General features: G+C 43.5%; 16 protein-coding genes. 8 read left to right on the top strand and 8 right to left on the bottom strand.

What is annotated here, in order from left to right; translation table 11 throughout:
- The 3 genes from FTV41_RS07495 to FTV41_RS07485 form a co-directional block, all read left to right on the top strand.
- Window positions 1-218 (top strand): zinc ribbon domain-containing protein (locus tag FTV41_RS07495; RefSeq protein WP_179991410.1); only part of this gene is annotated, 218 nt, incomplete at its 5' end.
- A gap of 206 nt (window positions 219-424) precedes the next feature.
- Window positions 425-661 (top strand): DUF2061 domain-containing protein, encoded by a 237-nt coding sequence (locus tag FTV41_RS07490; protein ID WP_004976091.1) that lies wholly within the window; start codon window positions 425-427, stop codon window positions 659-661.
- A 207-nt stretch (window positions 662-868) separates the two neighbouring features.
- Window positions 869-1,729, top strand: a complete 861-nt coding sequence (locus tag FTV41_RS07485; protein WP_136144730.1) for a LysR family transcriptional regulator — start codon at window positions 869-871, stop codon at window positions 1,727-1,729.
- Window positions 1,730-1,821: 92 nt separating this feature from the next.
- On the opposite strand, the gene FTV41_RS07480 is transcribed toward FTV41_RS07485, so the two are convergent.
- Window positions 1,822-2,067 carry a DUF2789 family protein gene (locus tag FTV41_RS07480; protein ID WP_136144729.1) on the bottom strand — a complete coding sequence of 82 codons (246 nt, stop codon included), beginning with the start codon at window positions 2,065-2,067 and terminating at the stop codon, window positions 1,822-1,824.
- A 153-nt stretch (window positions 2,068-2,220) separates the two neighbouring features.
- Window positions 2,221-2,871 (bottom strand): HAD family phosphatase, encoded by a 651-nt coding sequence (locus tag FTV41_RS07475; protein ID WP_070155338.1) that lies wholly within the window; start codon window positions 2,869-2,871, stop codon window positions 2,221-2,223.
- A 183-nt stretch (window positions 2,872-3,054) separates the two neighbouring features.
- On the opposite strand from FTV41_RS07475, the gene FTV41_RS07470 reads away from it, so the two are divergent.
- Together FTV41_RS07470 and ptsP are read left to right on the top strand one after the other, a co-directional pair.
- Window positions 3,055-3,537 (top strand): RNA pyrophosphohydrolase, encoded by a 483-nt coding sequence (locus FTV41_RS07470; RefSeq protein ID WP_004976084.1) that lies wholly within the window; start codon window positions 3,055-3,057, stop codon window positions 3,535-3,537.
- A 99-nt stretch (window positions 3,538-3,636) separates the two neighbouring features.
- The gene (gene ptsP, locus FTV41_RS07465) at window positions 3,637-5,934 is read left to right on the top strand and encodes a phosphoenolpyruvate--protein phosphotransferase (protein WP_004976082.1); all 2,298 of its coding nucleotides are present in this window, start codon (window positions 3,637-3,639) and stop codon (window positions 5,932-5,934) included.
- A gap of 15 nt (window positions 5,935-5,949) precedes the next feature.
- Here the strand turns inward: ptsP and FTV41_RS07460 are convergent, their stop codons facing one another.
- Window positions 5,950-6,141: a hypothetical protein gene (locus FTV41_RS07460; RefSeq protein ID WP_004976081.1), complete on the bottom strand. Its 192-nt coding sequence runs from the start codon at window positions 6,139-6,141 to the stop codon at window positions 5,950-5,952.
- A gap of 442 nt (window positions 6,142-6,583) precedes the next feature.
- Between FTV41_RS07460 and FTV41_RS07455 the strand changes: the two genes are divergently transcribed.
- Complete coding sequence (locus FTV41_RS07455) at window positions 6,584-7,075, top strand: macro domain-containing protein (protein ID WP_154321076.1); 492 nt, start codon at window positions 6,584-6,586, stop codon at window positions 7,073-7,075.
- Between the two features lie 135 nt (window positions 7,076-7,210).
- Here the strand turns inward: FTV41_RS07455 and FTV41_RS07450 are convergent, their stop codons facing one another.
- On the bottom strand, window positions 7,211-8,863 hold the full coding sequence (locus FTV41_RS07450) for an acyl-CoA dehydrogenase family protein (RefSeq protein ID WP_131261059.1): 1,653 nt from the start codon (window positions 8,861-8,863) through the stop codon (window positions 7,211-7,213).
- A gap of 81 nt (window positions 8,864-8,944) precedes the next feature.
- Here FTV41_RS07450 and FTV41_RS07445 point away from each other — a divergent pair, with 81 nt between their 5' ends.
- Together FTV41_RS07445 and FTV41_RS07440 are read left to right on the top strand one after the other, a co-directional pair.
- The gene (locus tag FTV41_RS07445) at window positions 8,945-9,577 is read left to right on the top strand and encodes a TetR/AcrR family transcriptional regulator (protein ID WP_131261060.1); all 633 of its coding nucleotides are present in this window, start codon (window positions 8,945-8,947) and stop codon (window positions 9,575-9,577) included.
- Window positions 9,578-9,845: 268 nt separating this feature from the next.
- Window positions 9,846-11,366, top strand: coding sequence for a catalase (locus FTV41_RS07440; protein WP_096902685.1), 1,521 nt, complete (start codon window positions 9,846-9,848; stop codon window positions 11,364-11,366).
- Window positions 11,367-11,541: 175 nt separating this feature from the next.
- Here the strand turns inward: FTV41_RS07440 and FTV41_RS07435 are convergent, their stop codons facing one another.
- From FTV41_RS07435 to FTV41_RS07420, 4 genes are all read right to left on the bottom strand, one after another.
- Entirely contained in the window at window positions 11,542-12,594 is a 1,053-nt protein-coding gene (locus tag FTV41_RS07435; protein ID WP_096902684.1) for an MBL fold metallo-hydrolase, read from the bottom strand.
- Window positions 12,595-12,841: 247 nt separating this feature from the next.
- The gene (locus FTV41_RS07430) at window positions 12,842-13,750 is read right to left on the bottom strand and encodes a DMT family transporter (protein WP_096902690.1); all 909 of its coding nucleotides are present in this window, start codon (window positions 13,748-13,750) and stop codon (window positions 12,842-12,844) included.
- A gap of 88 nt (window positions 13,751-13,838) precedes the next feature.
- Entirely contained in the window at window positions 13,839-15,065 is a 1,227-nt protein-coding gene (gene hcaD / locus FTV41_RS07425) for a 3-phenylpropionate/cinnamic acid dioxygenase ferredoxin--NAD(+) reductase subunit (protein WP_179996355.1), read from the bottom strand.
- Window positions 15,066-15,069: 4 nt separating this feature from the next.
- On the bottom strand, window positions 15,070-16,035 hold the full coding sequence (locus FTV41_RS07420) for a 3-carboxyethylcatechol 2,3-dioxygenase (RefSeq protein ID WP_179996354.1): 966 nt from the start codon (window positions 16,033-16,035) through the stop codon (window positions 15,070-15,072).
- Window positions 16,036-16,104: the final 69 nt, after the last annotated feature.

Below are 16,104 nucleotides of genomic sequence, written 5' to 3'. Positions count from 1 at the left end.
CAGGGGTATGTTATGAAGAAGTCAATGAAGCCTATACCACCCAAATTTGTTCGTGCTGTGGCTCACGCTCCAGTAGTCCGGAAGGTAGAGCAGGACTTGGAATAAGAGAATGGCAGTGTGTGGAGTGCGGTACGCTCCATGATCGGGATGTAAATTCCGCACTGAATATTCTTGCGCTCGGGCATGAGCGTCTAGCAGTAGGAATCTCCGTCCTTTAGGTCGGGGAGGATGTCAATGATTCATCACGACCTACCTATAAGCAAAACATGATAGATACTTAAAATTTTTTATCTTTGATATTTTTATTAAAATCTAATTTTCCAATCAAAATTACAAAATTATTCGTTTTTACAAATTAAATAAGAATAATTATCCTTTAGCTATCCACACAGAAAACGGTCAAAGCAGCAGAAGGAGTATTCACATGAGCCATATTCAAAAATTTGTCGCCAACAATCAACGCATGTTCAAAAAAACTTTAAGCTACTACATCATGCACATCACCGTGGCGATGGTGGTCGGTTATATAGTCACAGGCAATATTTGGATGGCCATTACCTTAAGTTTGGTCGAACCGACAGTACAAGCTGTTGCGTATTTCATTCACGAGCGGATTTGGGAAAAGAAAGCACAAACGCAAGATTCTAAAATTATCGCTTAATGGTTTTATAGATTCTGCTTGTGAATATTCCATTTCAGTTTGAGATCATCTTGGTTGCAGCCCACGATGATCTTTTTTTATCTCTGCTGTATCTCTACAAGATCATCCCGAATGCATAGTTTAAAAATAAGTAGAATTTGTTTTGATTAATTCTAATTTTTTCTAAATAATAAGCACAGTAATAAAAAATCTTTATGGATGGTGCAAATGAATCTTGCAGCCTTTGAAGCCTTTGTTAAAGTCATGGAAACAGGTTCTATTTCTTTGGCAGCAGATCAGTTATTTATTACCCAACCTGCGGTGACCAAACGCATTCACAGCCTAGAAGACTATTTTGGCGTGAAACTCTTTGAATCGGCAGGTCGTGGGGTGCAAGCCACGCATGCAGCACACTCACTATTGCCCAAAGTCAAAAACTGGCTGAATGAACTGGGCGATATTCACCACACCCTCAGTCATGAGCAAGGACAGGTTCAAGGCAAACTGAAAATTGGTACCAGTCATCATATTGGTTTACACCATTTACCCAATCATTTGCGTGAATATGTGCAAGAATTTCCCAACGTCACGCTAGATGTGCATTTTGTCGATTCTGAACAGGCACATGAACAAGTTTTGGCGGGCGATTTAGAACTGGCTTTTCTGACCTTACCGCCTAAATTAGATGAACGTCTGTCTTATGTCACCATTTGGAATGATCCATTGGTGTTTGTGGTTGCGCCTTTTCATCCGCTTGCACATCAGAAAAACCTGCAATTGACCGATTTACTCGCCTACCCAAGTTTGTTGCCTGCCGCGCAAACTTATACCAGTCAAATCACTTTGGCAGAATTTGAAAAGCAAGGCGTCAAACCCAAAGTTACCATGAGCAACAATCCGTTAGAATCAATTCGGATGTTAGTGTCAATTGGTTTGGGATGGTCTGTTTTACCTAAAACGTTGGTCAATCAGGACTTACAACAGTTAGATATTGACTTAGAAATGAACCGTCAATTGGGCATGGTATGGCATCCGGGACGGACGCAATCGCGCGCTGTTTTAGAATTGATTGAGATGATGAAACACTAAAAGATTAATGGTTTCTTTTGAATGAAAACACCCTCAAACACGATTGTATTGAGGGTATTTTTTATTGGCTTAATTTAGGTGCAAGTGAGGTCTTAACGATTCACCGAATCTTCATGTAAAGATTCATTCAATTGGTCTACCACAATTGCCCATGAACCATCCGATTTCATTTTTTCGACGATAAACTGACGCTGTGCTTCCGTCCAAAACTCTGCCTCGGCAATTGTTGTTTCTGCATTCAATTGATGCGTTTCAATAAATTGCTGAATCGCAGCTTCACTGGCATCCAAACCCAGTTGTTCAAATAAATGTGTCATTCTTGGGCGTACACCACTCATTTTTTCACTCCTGATCATTTTTAATTCTTGTCTTACCTTAGCATGCCTATTCTAAAAATGAATGACATAATCCAACATTGCAGCAAATAAAAACAAAACAGAAACAAGCGACTAGTTACACCTGATACAGCAACAATTGCACTAATCTAAGCTTTAAATTGACCAGTCCTGCACATCCCACCCTTGCTCTTCCGCCAAAGCCTGTAAACGTGCATCTGGGTTTACCGCAATGGCATGATCGGCATATTCCAACAAGAAACGATCATTAATCGAGTCTGAATATGCCCAAGATTCTGTCACTTCACGCCCTGCAAGCCATTGCTCCAAACGCACCAACTTGCCTTGTTGATAACACGCAGTATTAATGACTTTGCCTGTATATTTACCATCGACCACTTCGGCATTGGTGGCAATAATTTCACTAATACCAAACTCACGGAAAATAGGTGCTGTAATAAAGTCAGATGTTGCTGTAATCCCCACCAATTCATGCCCTAATTCTTGATGACGCTGAATAGCTTTAAACCCTTCAGGGCGCATTTGTGGACGAATCACCTTTTGCATAAATAATTCATGCAAATCTGTGAGGTACTGATTGTCGTGCTGGGTTAAAAACTCAAATACAAATTCGTTATATGCAATTGGGTCGAGTTGCCCTGCTTTGTAGTCTTCATAAAACTTGTCGTTCATGGCGCGATGGCGAACAGGATCGACCAAGCCTTCACTTACCAAAAACTCACCCCAAGAATGATCTGAATCAGTATTTAACAAGGTGTGATCGAGATCAAATAGCGCCAATTTCATGAAAATACTCGTAAAAACTGAAATTTAAGAAAAAAATTGTAAATCTATCTCCGCTAGTCGATAGAAATTCGTTAAGATCATAGCAATTTTAACATTATTTACACTTTGCGTTTTCGAGTTGGAGAAAAGAAATCATCATCCCCGAGTGCAAAGTCATAAATTAAACAATATTTAGGTAGCCAAATGATCGACTCAGAAGGTTTCCGACCCAATGTCGGGATCATTTTGGCAAACGAGTTTGGACAAGTTTTATGGGCAAAACGCATTGGTCACAATGCATGGCAATTTCCGCAAGGAGGTATCCAATATGGAGAAACCCCTGAACAGGCACTTTATCGTGAGCTGAGAGAAGAAGTTGGCTTACTGCCCGAACACGTCCAAGTTATCGCGCAAACTAAAGGTTGGCTGCGTTATCGTTTGCCACATCGGTATATACGCACGGATTCGGATCCCGTATGTATTGGTCAAAAACAGAAGTGGTTTTTATTGCAACTGACAGCGTCAGCGCATCATATTCGGCTGAATTTGTCAGACCCACCCGAATTTGATCAATGGCAATGGGTCAGTTACTGGTATCCGCTTGGTCAGGTCGTCAATTTTAAACGTGACGTCTACCGTAAAGCGATGGTGGAATTGTGCAATCAATTGCCCCTGAAAAAACCTTAAAATTTGCATGAAGATGTAGATTTTTTAGCTTATTGTTATAGGGTCATCTGTGGTGTAAAACTGACCTCAAATCATTGATTGGAATATGGAGTAGCGCGTATGTCGAACATGCAACTGGATACCCTTAGACGCATTGTACAAGAAATCAATGCGTCCACCAGTTTGCATGAATCACTCGATATTATGGTCAATCAGGTCGCAGAAGCCATGCATGTGGATGTCTGCTCGATTTACCTGTTAGATGAACGCAATCAACGCTACTTGCTCATGGCATCAAAGGGTTTAAATCCTGAGTCCGTGGGGCATGTGTCATTACATACCAGTGAAGGTTTGGTCGGTTTAGTCGGACAACGTGAAGAAATTGTCAACCTAAACGATGCGCCCAAACACGAACGCTTCATGTATTTACCCGAAACAGGCGAAGAAATTTATAATTCCTTCCTTGGCGTGCCTGTCATGTATCGTCGTAAAGTGATGGGCGTTCTTGTGGTGCAAAACAAGGATAAACAAGACTTTTCTGAAGCGGCAGAATCCTTTTTAGTGACGCTCTGCGCCCAGCTTTCTGGTGTCATTGCGCATGCGCATGCCGTGGGCAATATTGATGTATTCCGCAAACCCAACAACCTGCCTGCCTACAAAACCTTTCAGGGCGTATCGGGTTCAGGTGGGATTGCACTGGGTCGTGCGGTAATTCTGTATCCACCTGCAGATTTGGCGGCTGTACCTGATCGTGAAGCTGAAGACATTAGTGAAGAGTTAGAATTACTAGACAACGCACTAGATGCAGTGCGTCAAGAAATTCAGGCACTAGATGACAAAATGCAGGATGCCTTAATGGCAGAAGAACGCGCTTTATTCAGTGTGTTCCTACGCATGTTGGATGAAAATGCCCTGCCTGCAGAAATTAAAGAACTGATTCGTGAAGGTAACTGGGCACAAGGTGCAGTGCGTATTGTAATTGACAATCACATTGCCCTATTTTCACAAATGGAAGATGACTATTTACGCGAACGTGTTTCTGACCTGAAAGATTTAGGGCGTCGTATTCTCGCCTCTTTACAAGAAGCCGATGCCAGTCACCGTGAACTGACCGATGAAAGTATTTTAATTGGCGAAGAAATTTCCACAGCAGCTTTGGTAGAACTACCTGTCGATAAAATTGCAGCGATTGTTACCACCGAAGGCGCAATGAATTCTCACATGGTCATTGTGGCACGTGCTTTGGGTATTCCAACCGTAGTTGGCGTAACTGAATTGCCCATCAACAGCCTAGACGATGTGGAAATGATTGTAGATGCGCACCAAGGTCGGGTGTTTATCAACCCGCCACGTCGCATGCGGACGCGCTATAAAGAAATTCAAAAAGAAGAAGAACAGATTGCCAAAGACCTCAAGCAATATGAAACCAAAGATGCCATTACCCCTGACGGCGTAGCGGTAAAATTGTATGTCAATACAGGCTTGATGATTGACGTGGTGCGTGGCGTACAACGCGGTGCTAAAGGTGTTGGTTTATATCGTTCTGAAATTCCATTTATGCTGCGTGACCGTTTCCCTGGCGAAGAAGAACAGCGTGCCATTTACCGCCAACAGCTCAGTCACTTTGCCAACAAACCTGTGGTGATGCGTACGCTAGATATTGGCGCAGACAAGGACTTACCATACTTCTCAATTGAAGAAGAAAACTCAGCCTTAGGTTGGCGCGGGATTCGCTTCACGCTAGATCATCCTGAAATTTTTTCTTCGCAAATTCGTGCCATGCTCAAAGCCAGTATTGGTTTGAATAATCTGCATATTTTGCTGCCAATGATCACCAGTGTCAGCGAGGTTGAAGAAGCCTTGTATTTGCTAGATCGTGACTTGCAAGCAGTGCAGGAAGAAGAACAGGTTAAAATCACCAAACCGAAAATTGGCATTATGGTAGAAGTACCGAGTGTGCTGCTGCAAATTGATGAATTTGCCCCGTTGGTGGATTTTTTCTCGGTAGGATCAAACGATTTAACCCAGTATTTATTGGCAGTGGATCGTAACAATCCGCGTGTGGCCAACGTCTATTCACACTTTCATCCTGCAGTACTGCGCGCCTTAACCCGCTTGGTGAAAGAATGTCATAAATATGACAAGCCTGTGAGCGTTTGTGGCGAAATGGCAGGAGATCCGCTGTCTGCGGTAATTCTGATGGCAATGGGCTTTAATACCCTGTCGATGAGTTCAAGTAATATCTTGCGGGTGCGTAAAGCAATTTGTCATGTACCGATGACCGATGCGCAACATTTATTAGATCAGGCGTTAAAAATGAATAATCCGCTGATGGTGAAAAGTCTGATGGAATATTATTTTAAAACCCATGGCTTGGGCGATATGGTGAAACTAGCGACACGTATCGTATCTCCATAAAACTTAGTTTAAGCCTCAAGCAACACACCATTCACTCCAAAAACAACAAGGGCGATAATCATCGGAATATCGCCCTTGTTTGTGTTTGCTATAGCCTCGTTTGGCATTTTTCTTACGGTCTACAAAAACCTGACTTTTGTTGACTTCGTGCATGTGTTTGGCCACAAAGTTATGCTGAATAAGCTCAGGCTGTTTTTTCTTTGCCATTGCGCTGTTCCTTTCGGTTGATCATAGAAATGAGCAGTGTCACTACTCTTTATAGATGGAGATGTTGAGGGAAAATTCAAGCCAATTGCTTCTGCATAACCTGACTATTCTCTCGCCAATGTTCCATGTTCAATTGGGAAGCCGATCATACGCTTTTTTGTACATTTTACAAGCGACTTTCATTCAATAGTGCTAAGATAAAAAGAAGGGTAAATAAATTATTGCGCCACTTTATCAGATTTTTCTGACGGTTATTTTTGAAGGCTATTTTAAAGAATACTCAGCGGCTTTACCCATACAATTATAGCATGAAATTCTAAAAAATTTTATTACTTTGCAAAGACTTAGTAGTTATAAAATCCGCTAGAAAAACTGCAATGATTGGCTAATATGAATATAGAAGATCAGTTTAACAAGACCATTAAAAATAGGAGTCAAATTCATGATTTATGAAGTTTCTGGAGATATTTTACTGAGCGAAGCACGTGCGCTTGCTCACGGTGTTGCCCCTAACGATAACTTTGCAACTGGTTTGGCTTTAAGTCTGCGTGAGCACTGGCCTGCGCTATATAAAGACTTCCGCAACTATTGTCATATTTACCATCCTAAAGCGGGTGAGCAATGGACTTGGGTCAATGCCGAAGGTCAACGCATCGTCAACCTGATGACTCAGGAAGCGGCTTATGACAACGGTTCAAAACCAGGTAAAGCATCGACAGAATACGTCAACCGCACTTTGAAAAACTTAAAACAGTTGATTGAAGAAGAGAAAATTGAAAGCTTGGCGTTACCGCGTCTTGCAACAGGTGTAGGCGGTTTAGATTGGGAAGATGTACGTCCACTCATCTACAAACACTTAGAAGATTTGGATATTCCAATTTACATCTACACTCTATATCAAAAAGGTGTAAAAGCTGAAGAGCCTGCGAAATAAGTTTCGCTGAAGCAATCAGCTTTGCTACAAGCGAGCGTGATTGATCACGACTCGACTGCAATATACGGTTCAATTCACCCGTTTGGTTTTACCAAGCGGGTGAATTTTTTGTGCAGAATCAAGTAGCAAGGGATGCTATGCTGAAAATGCACGCTGCAAGATGGATGCAACATCGACCTGTTTAGGTTTAAGCATACCCACCACTTGCCCATGCAATGCACTATAACGCGACTGAATAAAACCTTCTGCCACAAAACTTGGCGCATAACGCAACAACAAAACCGCTTGTGCCAAAATCACCAAACGGCTCACCAAAGCACGTGCCATAAATTGTAAATCGTTGCTGTTCGTGGTCTGCAATAACTGCTGCAAACCATCTAATTCACTGCCCAAAATAGGATGAGTAACGGCAGTGCGAGCAAAATCCTGCAATAACACCTGAATCAGCTCAGGTTCTCGCTGCATAGCGCGTAGTACATCCAGACACATGACATTGCCTGAACCTTCCCAAATGGTATTTACAGGTGCTTCTTTGAAAATACGTGCCATGATGCTGTTATCGACATAACCATTGCCACCAAAAACTTCCATCATCTCACCTGTAAGTTCCACCGCGCGTTTGCAAATCCAGAACTTTGCAGCAGGGGTCATTAAACGCTTCCATGCCAAAGACACAGCATCATCGCTTTCATAACAATGTGCCAAATGAAAACTGAGCTGTACCGCAGCTTCAGTTTCCAAAGCCAAATCTGCCAAGACTGCCTGCATTAATGGCTGATTCGCCAAAGTCTGTCCAAATGCTTGACGTTGTCGAGTATAGGCAAGGCATTGCACCAAGGCTTGACGCAGCATGGCACTACTGCCCACAGCACAGGTTAAACGAGTGTAGTTCGCCATTTCAATAATGGTGGGAATACCGCGCCCTGCTTCGCCAATCATGATGCCCCACGCCTGCTGAAATTCGACTTCAGAACTGGAGTTACTCCGATTTCCCACTTTGTCTTTTAAACGCTGTACCTGAATATTATTTTTTCTGCCATCTTCTAACCAACGCGGTACAAAGAAACAAGCCAAACCATCTTGTTCGGTATTGGCGACCACCAAATGTGCATCACACATTGGTGCAGAGAAAAACCATTTATGACCTGTGAGCAAATAGGCTTGCCCACGCCCTGTTGCTGCGACTGGAATGGCAAGCGTTTGGTTGGCACGTACATCTGAACCACCCTGCTTTTCGGTCATGCCCATGCCCAACCAAATAGATTTCTTTTGTGAAATCGGCACATCACGCGGGTCATATTCATGCGATAACAGTTTTTCGCCCATGCTTGCCCATAATTCAGGTTCACGCTGAATGAGCGGAATACTGCCTAAAGTCATGGAATTTGGACATAAATTGCCACACTCAACCTGTCCCGCCAAATAAAAGCGACTGGCCCAATCGACCCATTTTGCCGTAGATTGCGGTTGTTTAAATGGATGTGCATGCGTGTCAAACTTGCGATTCAGCGCCATCCAGTGATGCCATGCGGGATGAAACTCCACTACATCTTTACGGCGTCCACGTGCATCGAAGGCATGTAAAATAGGCGTATGCCGATTGGCTAAATCGGCATAGTGATAATATTCTGCCGATGCTGCAATATGTCCCAATTCGCTCAGTCGAGTCTGATCTTGACTGCCATAACGGGTTAAAATTTCTTGTAAAACCGTATCGGTTTCAAATAAGTTATAGTCTTGTAATTCATCAAACTGATTTTGAATTTGATGGGTCATCCATGTCTGCATTGTGTCACTCCTAGACAAACGCGATGCTATCATTGCATTTAGTATAGAGAAAAATATGTGCTCAGGTGTTCGGCTTTATTTATGAAAAATTCTGAGGTTCAAGTGCGCCGTAAGCCGCGCCAATCGCGGGCTAAACTGACTCAAGAGGCTTTACAGGAAAGTTTTGTTCGGCTTTTGCATGAACGCTCGGCAGCTGAAATTACCATTCGTGAAATTACTAATTTGGCAGGTGTCGGTTTAGGCACTTTTTATGAATACTTTGCCAAGAAAGAAGATTTACTGGCATTGACGATTCACCTGCAAGTCAAACAGCATGCAGAACACTTAAAAAGTTATGCCCAACAGCAACTTGAGTTATCCACAGTTGTTGAAATAAACCGCTATATTGCAACCATCATTCAGTTTCAGCTTCAGCAAATTCAGGCACAACAATGGCTTTGGGCGCAGACTTTTTTACTGGAACGGCAGGTATCACACATTGAAACTTACCAAAAAAGTTACAGCATGATGCTACAGATGTGGCAACAGATTTTCGCACCTGTCATACACAATGCCGAACAACAACTGCGCCTTGCTTTGAATCTGCATCGCATCAGTTATGGTTTTATTTCGCAAAGTTTATTAATCAATCCACATTATCAAGATTGGGATGCCTTGCACACCGATATTTCATTGGCGATTCAACCGTTTTTAGCAGCAGTTTCAGACATTTAGTGCAGCAAAACTGATTATTTAGTTTACAAAGATCTATCGAATACACCAATCATAAACAATAAATTTATCTATTTGTAAAATTATAAAAATCGTTTTACATTAAAATGGTGAGATTTGAAAAGCTTTCATCTACAAAGCCCGATCTGCATGGTATTGTGGTGTTGTAGTTGATTTTTTAAACAAACAAAACGGTTCATGGCCGCTTGTTTTAGAAGCTAAATTTCTAATACAGCCCACCACATGATGATCACAATAATGGAGAACAACGATGAGCCAAGAGATAAAAAAATGCCCTGTAACGCATTTAACCACCGATGCAGGCGCACCTGTTGTAGATAACCAAAATAGTATGACTGCGGGCGCACGTGGCCCACTCCTTACTCAAGATTTATGGCTCAATGAAAAGTTGGCAAACTTTGTACGTGAAGTAATTCCTGAGCGTCGTATGCATGCCAAAGGTTCAGGTGCGTTTGGTACGTTTACGGTCACGCACGACATCAGCCAATATACCCGTGCCAAAATTTTCTCTGAAGTTGGCAAAAAAACTGAAATGTTTGCTCGTTTCTCTACCGTTGCAGGTGAGCGTGGCGCTGCCGATGCAGAACGTGACATTCGTGGTTTTGCTTTAAAATTCTATACTGAAGAAGGCAACTGGGATTTAGTCGGTAACAACACACCAGTGTTCTTTTTCCGCGACCCACGTCAATTCCCTGACCTGAATAAAGCGGTAAAGCGTGACCCACGCACCAACCTGCGTAATGCGACCAATAACTGGGATTTCTGGACTTTGCTGCCAGAAGCACTGCACCAAGTCACCATTGTGATGTCGGATCGTGGTATTCCTGTGGGTTATCGTCACATGCATGGTTTTGGTAGCCACACCTATAGTTTTATTAATGCCAATAATGAGCGTTTCTGGGTGAAATTCCACTTCCGCACTCAACAAGGCATTCAAAACCTGACCGATGCAGAAGCAGCAGAATTGATTGGTCGTGACCGTGAAAGCAGCCAGACTGACCTTTACAATGCCATTGAACGCGGTGATTTCCCGAAATGGACGCTGTTCGTGCAAATCATGCCTGAACTGGATGCAGAAAAAGTCCCTTATCACCCATTTGACCTCACCAAAGTTTGGCCGAAAGGTGATTATCCACTGATTGAAGTGGGTGAATTTGAACTGAACCGTAACCCTGAAAACTACTTCCAAGATGTTGAACAGGCTGCCTTTGCACCAAGCAACCTTGTACCAGGAATTAGCTACTCGCCAGATCGCATGTTACAAGCGCGTTTGGTCAACTATGCCGATGCTGCACGTTACCGTGTTGGTGTGAACCATTCACAAATTCCAGTGAATGCTGCACGCTGCCCTGTGCACTCAAACCGTCGTGATGGTCAGGGTCGTATGGATGGCAACTATGGCAGCTTGCCACACTATGAGCCAAACAGCTTCCATCAATGGCAAGAGCAACCACAATACCGCGAACCACCGCTAAAAATTCGTGGCGATGCAGATTTCTGGGATTATCGTGAAGATGATAGCAACTATTTTAGCCAGCCGCGTGCCTTGTTCAATTTAATGAACCCTGAGCAAAAACAAGCACTGTTTGATAACACGGCACGTGCGATGGGTGATGCTTTAGACTTTATTAAGTATCGTCATATTCGTAACTGTTATGCATGTGACCCTGCTTATGGCGAAGGCGTTGCAGCAGCTTTAGGCATGACCGTTGCCGATGCGCAAGCAGCACGTGCCAGTGACCCTGCACTTGGTCAGCCTGGCGTACTGTAATCTTTGTAGTTAAAGATCAAGTCAGTCTAAACAGCAAGACTTTAAACACCAAAACAAAGCCCCTATTTCGATAGGGGCTTTGTGTTCTATATCTATCATTGCCACTTTTCAGTAGCGTGAAAAGTAGCGTGAAAAGTAGCGTGTCACTTTTATTTAAGGTCAAGTTTTTAAAAGATTAAACAATTAATTTCTTACCCTCACGAATACAATAAAACGGATTCATCAGTTTAGAAGAACGCTTCATGGCATGATGCAAGTCTGCCTCTGGTTGCTCACGCCCTTCATCGGTCAGCTCAAAAGTGCGGTAATGAATGGCCAAAGAACATTTGGAATGTAAATCTTTATGGGCCTGAAAAGCATCTTCAGGGTTCATATGCATATAACGCATCAGATTCCGTGGCTCGTAAGAACCTATAGGTAAAAGTGCCACGCGCGGTGCGCCAATGCGGGTTTGGATTTCTTTAAAGTGTGGCGAGTAACCTGTATCGCCCGCAAAGAAGCAATGATCTTGCCCATGCAAAATAGAAAAACCGCCCCATAACGCCATGTTCTGATCACGTGCGCCACGCCCTGAACCATGTTGTGCAGGGGTGTAGACAATTTTCACTTCTTTAAATAAAGCCGATTGCCACCAGTCCATTTCAATCACATGCAAATCAGGCGGCAAATACCAAGCATTGCCCAAACCTGTATAAATAGGCATGGCAAATTGATGATTCAGCCATTTTAAGGTGGCTAAATCCATGTGGTCATAATGGTTATGGCTCAAGAAGACGGCATGAATGGTGGGTAAATCTTCCAGTGCAATCCCTGCAGGACAAGCACGTTTAGGCCCTCGCCCCTGTTTCGGACTGGCATGCTCTGCCCAGACTGGATCGGTTAAAAAGTTATACGGTCCAATTTGAATCAGCACCGTTGCATGCCCCACAAACCAAACTTGCCAATCATCCAAACTGGCGTGTGGACGTAATTGTGGCAAAGCACTTGGCGCTGTAAAAAATTGCTGTGCTTCTTGTTGCGGATTGACATTCCAACTGTTCGATTTGCGTTTTAGCAACCATTTCAATAAATCAGTTTGGCTGCGCCCCTCAGGACACGCAATCGGATTAAAAAACTGCGCTCCATCATAATGATTTGAAGGCAAAAACTGCAGCTTGGGTTTACGCCAAGTATGCGACCAACAGGCTTCCGTTGGCAGTTGAAAATGCTTTTGTTCCACGTTGTTCATGTAAGCCCAATAATATATAGCGCATCTACCATGATGCTTTTTATCCTGATCTGTTCAGAAAAAAACACAGCTTTGGTTCATGTGTTGACTCTATCACGCATAGTAGCGAAATCAAGCAGGCAATTTCCTTTATGTTTTTGTTGTTTTGAGAAAAAAGTCGTATCGACAGCGGGTTAATGATCGGAAATTTACACCTCAGATAAACGAGGCTTTAGAAAAACCTAAACACGGGTATAGCAATGCGGGCTTAGCGTTTAGCAAAATATTGTTCGCGCCATTCTTTCCAGAAATACATCACAATCCCGAACATCACCACGGCAATGCCAATAAACGCATTCATGCTGATGTGTTCATTATTTAAGGTCGCACCTAAAATTAACGCGATGATGGGAGTCATCACATTACTTAAAGATACGGTTGAGGCATTTAAACGACGAATCAGCCAGAAATAACACAGCATGGCGACAATAGACGACATGATCATGGTAAATACAAAACCAATCATGGCTTGGCTGCTTGGCATTTGAGTCGGGAAATGCGACCAAATAAAGGGAATTAATAACAATGACCCTGCCGATGATACCAATAAAGAACCTGTGGCTTGTGACATCGGCTTTAAAGGAGCATTGATTTGTTTGACCCAAAAAATTGAGCTGATATAGGACAGCATACTGATAAACATCAACACCACGCCCCATGGATTCACTTTGCTGTCGGCAGAGTCTGCAAAGACAAAGCTGAGTCCTGCAATCGCAATTGCCATCCCTGTCCACTGTAAGGCAATCAATTTTTGCGTGCGTAAAATCACATGACCAATCAAGCCTGCGATTAAAGGAGAAAAACCAAAAATCAGTGCCATTAAGCCTGAAGTTAAATAATTGGCGGCCAAGTAAATAAATAGCTGTGCACCAATTAAATTCAGACTACCCGCCAAATAGCTTTTCATTGAGGTGTGATCAAAAGGCAGTGGATCGCGCATGAGTTTAAGCACGCACAGCGCAATCACGGAAGCCCCAAAGTAGCGGATAATCAAAACCCACATTGGATGAATTTCCTGCACACTCCAGACAATCGCCAATGGCGTGGTCGCCCAGATGAGTACCAATAAGGCATAAATACTGGCGGTTACCACAACAGGAGATGTATTCGTATTCATCGCTTGCTCAACATAAAATGGACACTTTTCTTCGGCAGATAAAAAACAGACCCAAGTTGCCTCAGGTCTGTTTTTCATCAGTTCAAGCTTACTTCACCAATTTGCGAAGGTCTTGGCTCACATCTAAATATTTGTCTGCTTCAAAAGCAGCTTGTTTAGCAATCAGCTTTTTCAAGTGACGCATATCTTTGGCAGCGTTGACGGTAATTCCGCCGACAATCACGCCATCGGTCACACCAAACAATACGAATGAAGACTCACTGCGTTTGGAAGCATCCATCTCACCACGCACATGCCATTCTGCTGCTGACATATCTCCTACAAATTGGTAGTTAATGTCGAGTTGATCAGTCCAGAACCAAGCGGGATTGGCTACAGGATGTTCCACGCCCATCACATGACGCGCGAATATGCCTGCTTGCAGGTTGGCATTTTCCCAAGTTTCTACACGACGATGATTGCCACATTCACGCAGTTGTGATGCGACATCGCCCGCAGCATAAATGTCTGGGTTTGAGGTTTGACAGTTTTCATTCACATGCACGGCAAAGTCTGCATCTAAGCCTGCTTCAACTGCCAGTTGTGCGTTTGGAATAATCCCAATACCGTAAATCACCGCATCGGCACGTAGTTCTTCGCCACCTTCTAGGGTCACGACAATTTCTTCACCATCTAGCTTGCAATCTGCAATTTGCGTAGACAGACGTACATCAACTCCTGCCAATAACTGCTGTTGCAGTAAAAACTCACTCAAGATGAGTGGTGATGAACGTCCCATCACCATTGGTCCCATTTCAATGACGGTTACCCGACAGTCTTTGAAACGTGCAGAAGATGCCAACTCTAAACCAATCACACCACCACCAATTAAGATGATGCGACGACCCGCTTGTAATACAGGGACTAAGGCTTGCGAGTCTTCAAGATTACGCAACGTGTAAACGTGTTTACCTAAGGCATCAAAATTTGGCAAGCGACGTGCAGCACCGCCTGTGGCAAGTAACAACTTGTCGTAGGCAATAACCTCACCATTTTGCAATTCAACCGTATGTGCTTCGGCATTGATTTTGCTCACGCCATTGCCACGAATAGTGGTCACACCTAGTTCTGCCAATTTTTCTTCCGACAGAATCTCGATTTTGGTTTCTTCAGGACGCAAAATCACATCTTTAGACAACGGTGGACGCTCATAAGGCAAATGTATTTCATCGCCAATTAAGATGATGTTACCTGCATATTGATTGCCGCGCAGCTCAAGAATGGCGCTCGCCCCTGCCTGACCTGCACCCACAATCACAATTGTTTCTACACTCATGGGCTTAACCTTTTAACTCGGCAGATACGATGCCAAAGCCCGCAATCCACTCACTAATATCTTCATAGCAATGCGTGGTCATTTCATACGCACCCAGCTCATCCAATGCCGCAAAAGCAGCCATCCACGAACGAACTTCCTGACCACCACGGCCGCCATCACGACGAATTTCAGCTTCAGTCATGGCTTCCATTGCCGCAAAATCTGCATGCTTGAATTTCTCAAGTAAGGCTTTATCCCACTCTGGGCTAAGTGGCACTGCGACCGATGTATCACCCGCTGCAAGTTTTTGCCCAACAGCGATAATTTTGGCTTGGCGTGCATGACGTGCTTCAGCACTTGGGTTACGCCCTGCTATTAAAAACTCTTCAACTTCAGGTGGCACTGAACCCATTTGTGGTGTTGGTGGATCGTGCGACAGACCACCTGTACCTAAAACAAGAACACGTTCGTTTTCAAGATTTAAAGACTTAATAAACTGCCCCACTGCACGACCCAAAGCAATGGTACGTTTAGTGGTTGGCATTGGTGCAGCAGCACCGTTAATAAATACAGGAATAGTTGGGTAACGGTCTAACTGACCATCGCACAAGAAGTGTAAAGGCTGAGTCACCCCATGATCGGCCTGCATACGATAAGAGTACGCCACATCTACGCCTTCATCCAATACACGACGCACCATAGCCAACGCTTTGTCTTCAGGTACATCAATACGGTCATTGTCTTTGCCGTAGTCCCAGTCACCCGCAGCCGTTGCGCGAATACCCACACAGAAACTTGGCATCAAATCGTAAAAGAAACCATTAAAATGGTCTGGACCAAACGTGATAATTAAGGTTGGATCGTAAGCTTTGACTTCTGCAGCAAGTTGCTCAAAGGCAGCACGAACTTTTTGTTCTTTGGATTGATCTTGCGGTGTTGCAAATTCCATTAAAGGACTGTGCGATGCACAAATGAGTTTAACGGCCATGAGAGACTCCTAAATAAGGAAGGCAGCCCAGAGAAAGGCTGCCGATTCGTCTATTGAATTTAGACTCAA

Origin of the sequence: Acinetobacter sp. YH16051, assembly GCF_013417135.1 — a bacterium.
In the GTDB taxonomy this organism is placed as follows: Bacteria; Pseudomonadota; Gammaproteobacteria; order Pseudomonadales; family Moraxellaceae; genus Acinetobacter; species Acinetobacter towneri.
The sequence above is the reverse complement of the archived record's forward strand: the minus strand, read 5'-3'. Positions and strand labels throughout refer to the sequence as shown.

Excerpts from the sequence above, each read along its gene's own strand:
- FTV41_RS07470 (WP_004976084.1), top strand. The coding sequence starts at position 3,055 with ATGATCGACTCAGAAGGTTTCCGACCCAATGTCGGGATCATTTTGGCA.
- ptsP (WP_004976082.1), top strand. The coding sequence starts at position 3,637 with ATGTCGAACATGCAACTGGATACCCTTAGACGCATTGTACAAGAAATC.
- FTV41_RS07445 (WP_131261060.1), top strand. The coding sequence starts at position 8,945 with ATGAAAAATTCTGAGGTTCAAGTGCGCCGTAAGCCGCGCCAATCGCGG.
- FTV41_RS07460 (WP_004976081.1), bottom strand. The coding sequence starts at position 6,141 with ATGGCAAAGAAAAAACAGCCTGAGCTTATTCAGCATAACTTTGTGGCC.
- FTV41_RS07420 (WP_179996354.1), bottom strand. The coding sequence starts at position 16,035 with ATGGCCGTTAAACTCATTTGTGCATCGCACAGTCCTTTAATGGAATTT.
- hcaD (WP_179996355.1), bottom strand. The coding sequence starts at position 15,065 with ATGAGTGTAGAAACAATTGTGATTGTGGGTGCAGGTCAGGCAGGGGCG.
- FTV41_RS07490 (WP_004976091.1), top strand. The coding sequence starts at position 425 with ATGAGCCATATTCAAAAATTTGTCGCCAACAATCAACGCATGTTCAAA.
- FTV41_RS07485 (WP_136144730.1), top strand. The coding sequence starts at position 869 with ATGAATCTTGCAGCCTTTGAAGCCTTTGTTAAAGTCATGGAAACAGGT.
- FTV41_RS07480 (WP_136144729.1), bottom strand. The coding sequence starts at position 2,067 with ATGAGTGGTGTACGCCCAAGAATGACACATTTATTTGAACAACTGGGT.
- FTV41_RS07455 (WP_154321076.1), top strand. The coding sequence starts at position 6,584 with ATGATTTATGAAGTTTCTGGAGATATTTTACTGAGCGAAGCACGTGCG.
- FTV41_RS07435 (WP_096902684.1), bottom strand. The coding sequence starts at position 12,594 with ATGAACAACGTGGAACAAAAGCATTTTCAACTGCCAACGGAAGCCTGT.
- FTV41_RS07450 (WP_131261059.1), bottom strand. The coding sequence starts at position 8,863 with ATGCAGACATGGATGACCCATCAAATTCAAAATCAGTTTGATGAATTA.
- FTV41_RS07475 (WP_070155338.1), bottom strand. The coding sequence starts at position 2,871 with ATGAAATTGGCGCTATTTGATCTCGATCACACCTTGTTAAATACTGAT.
- FTV41_RS07440 (WP_096902685.1), top strand. The coding sequence starts at position 9,846 with ATGAGCCAAGAGATAAAAAAATGCCCTGTAACGCATTTAACCACCGAT.
- FTV41_RS07430 (WP_096902690.1), bottom strand. The coding sequence starts at position 13,750 with ATGAATACGAATACATCTCCTGTTGTGGTAACCGCCAGTATTTATGCC.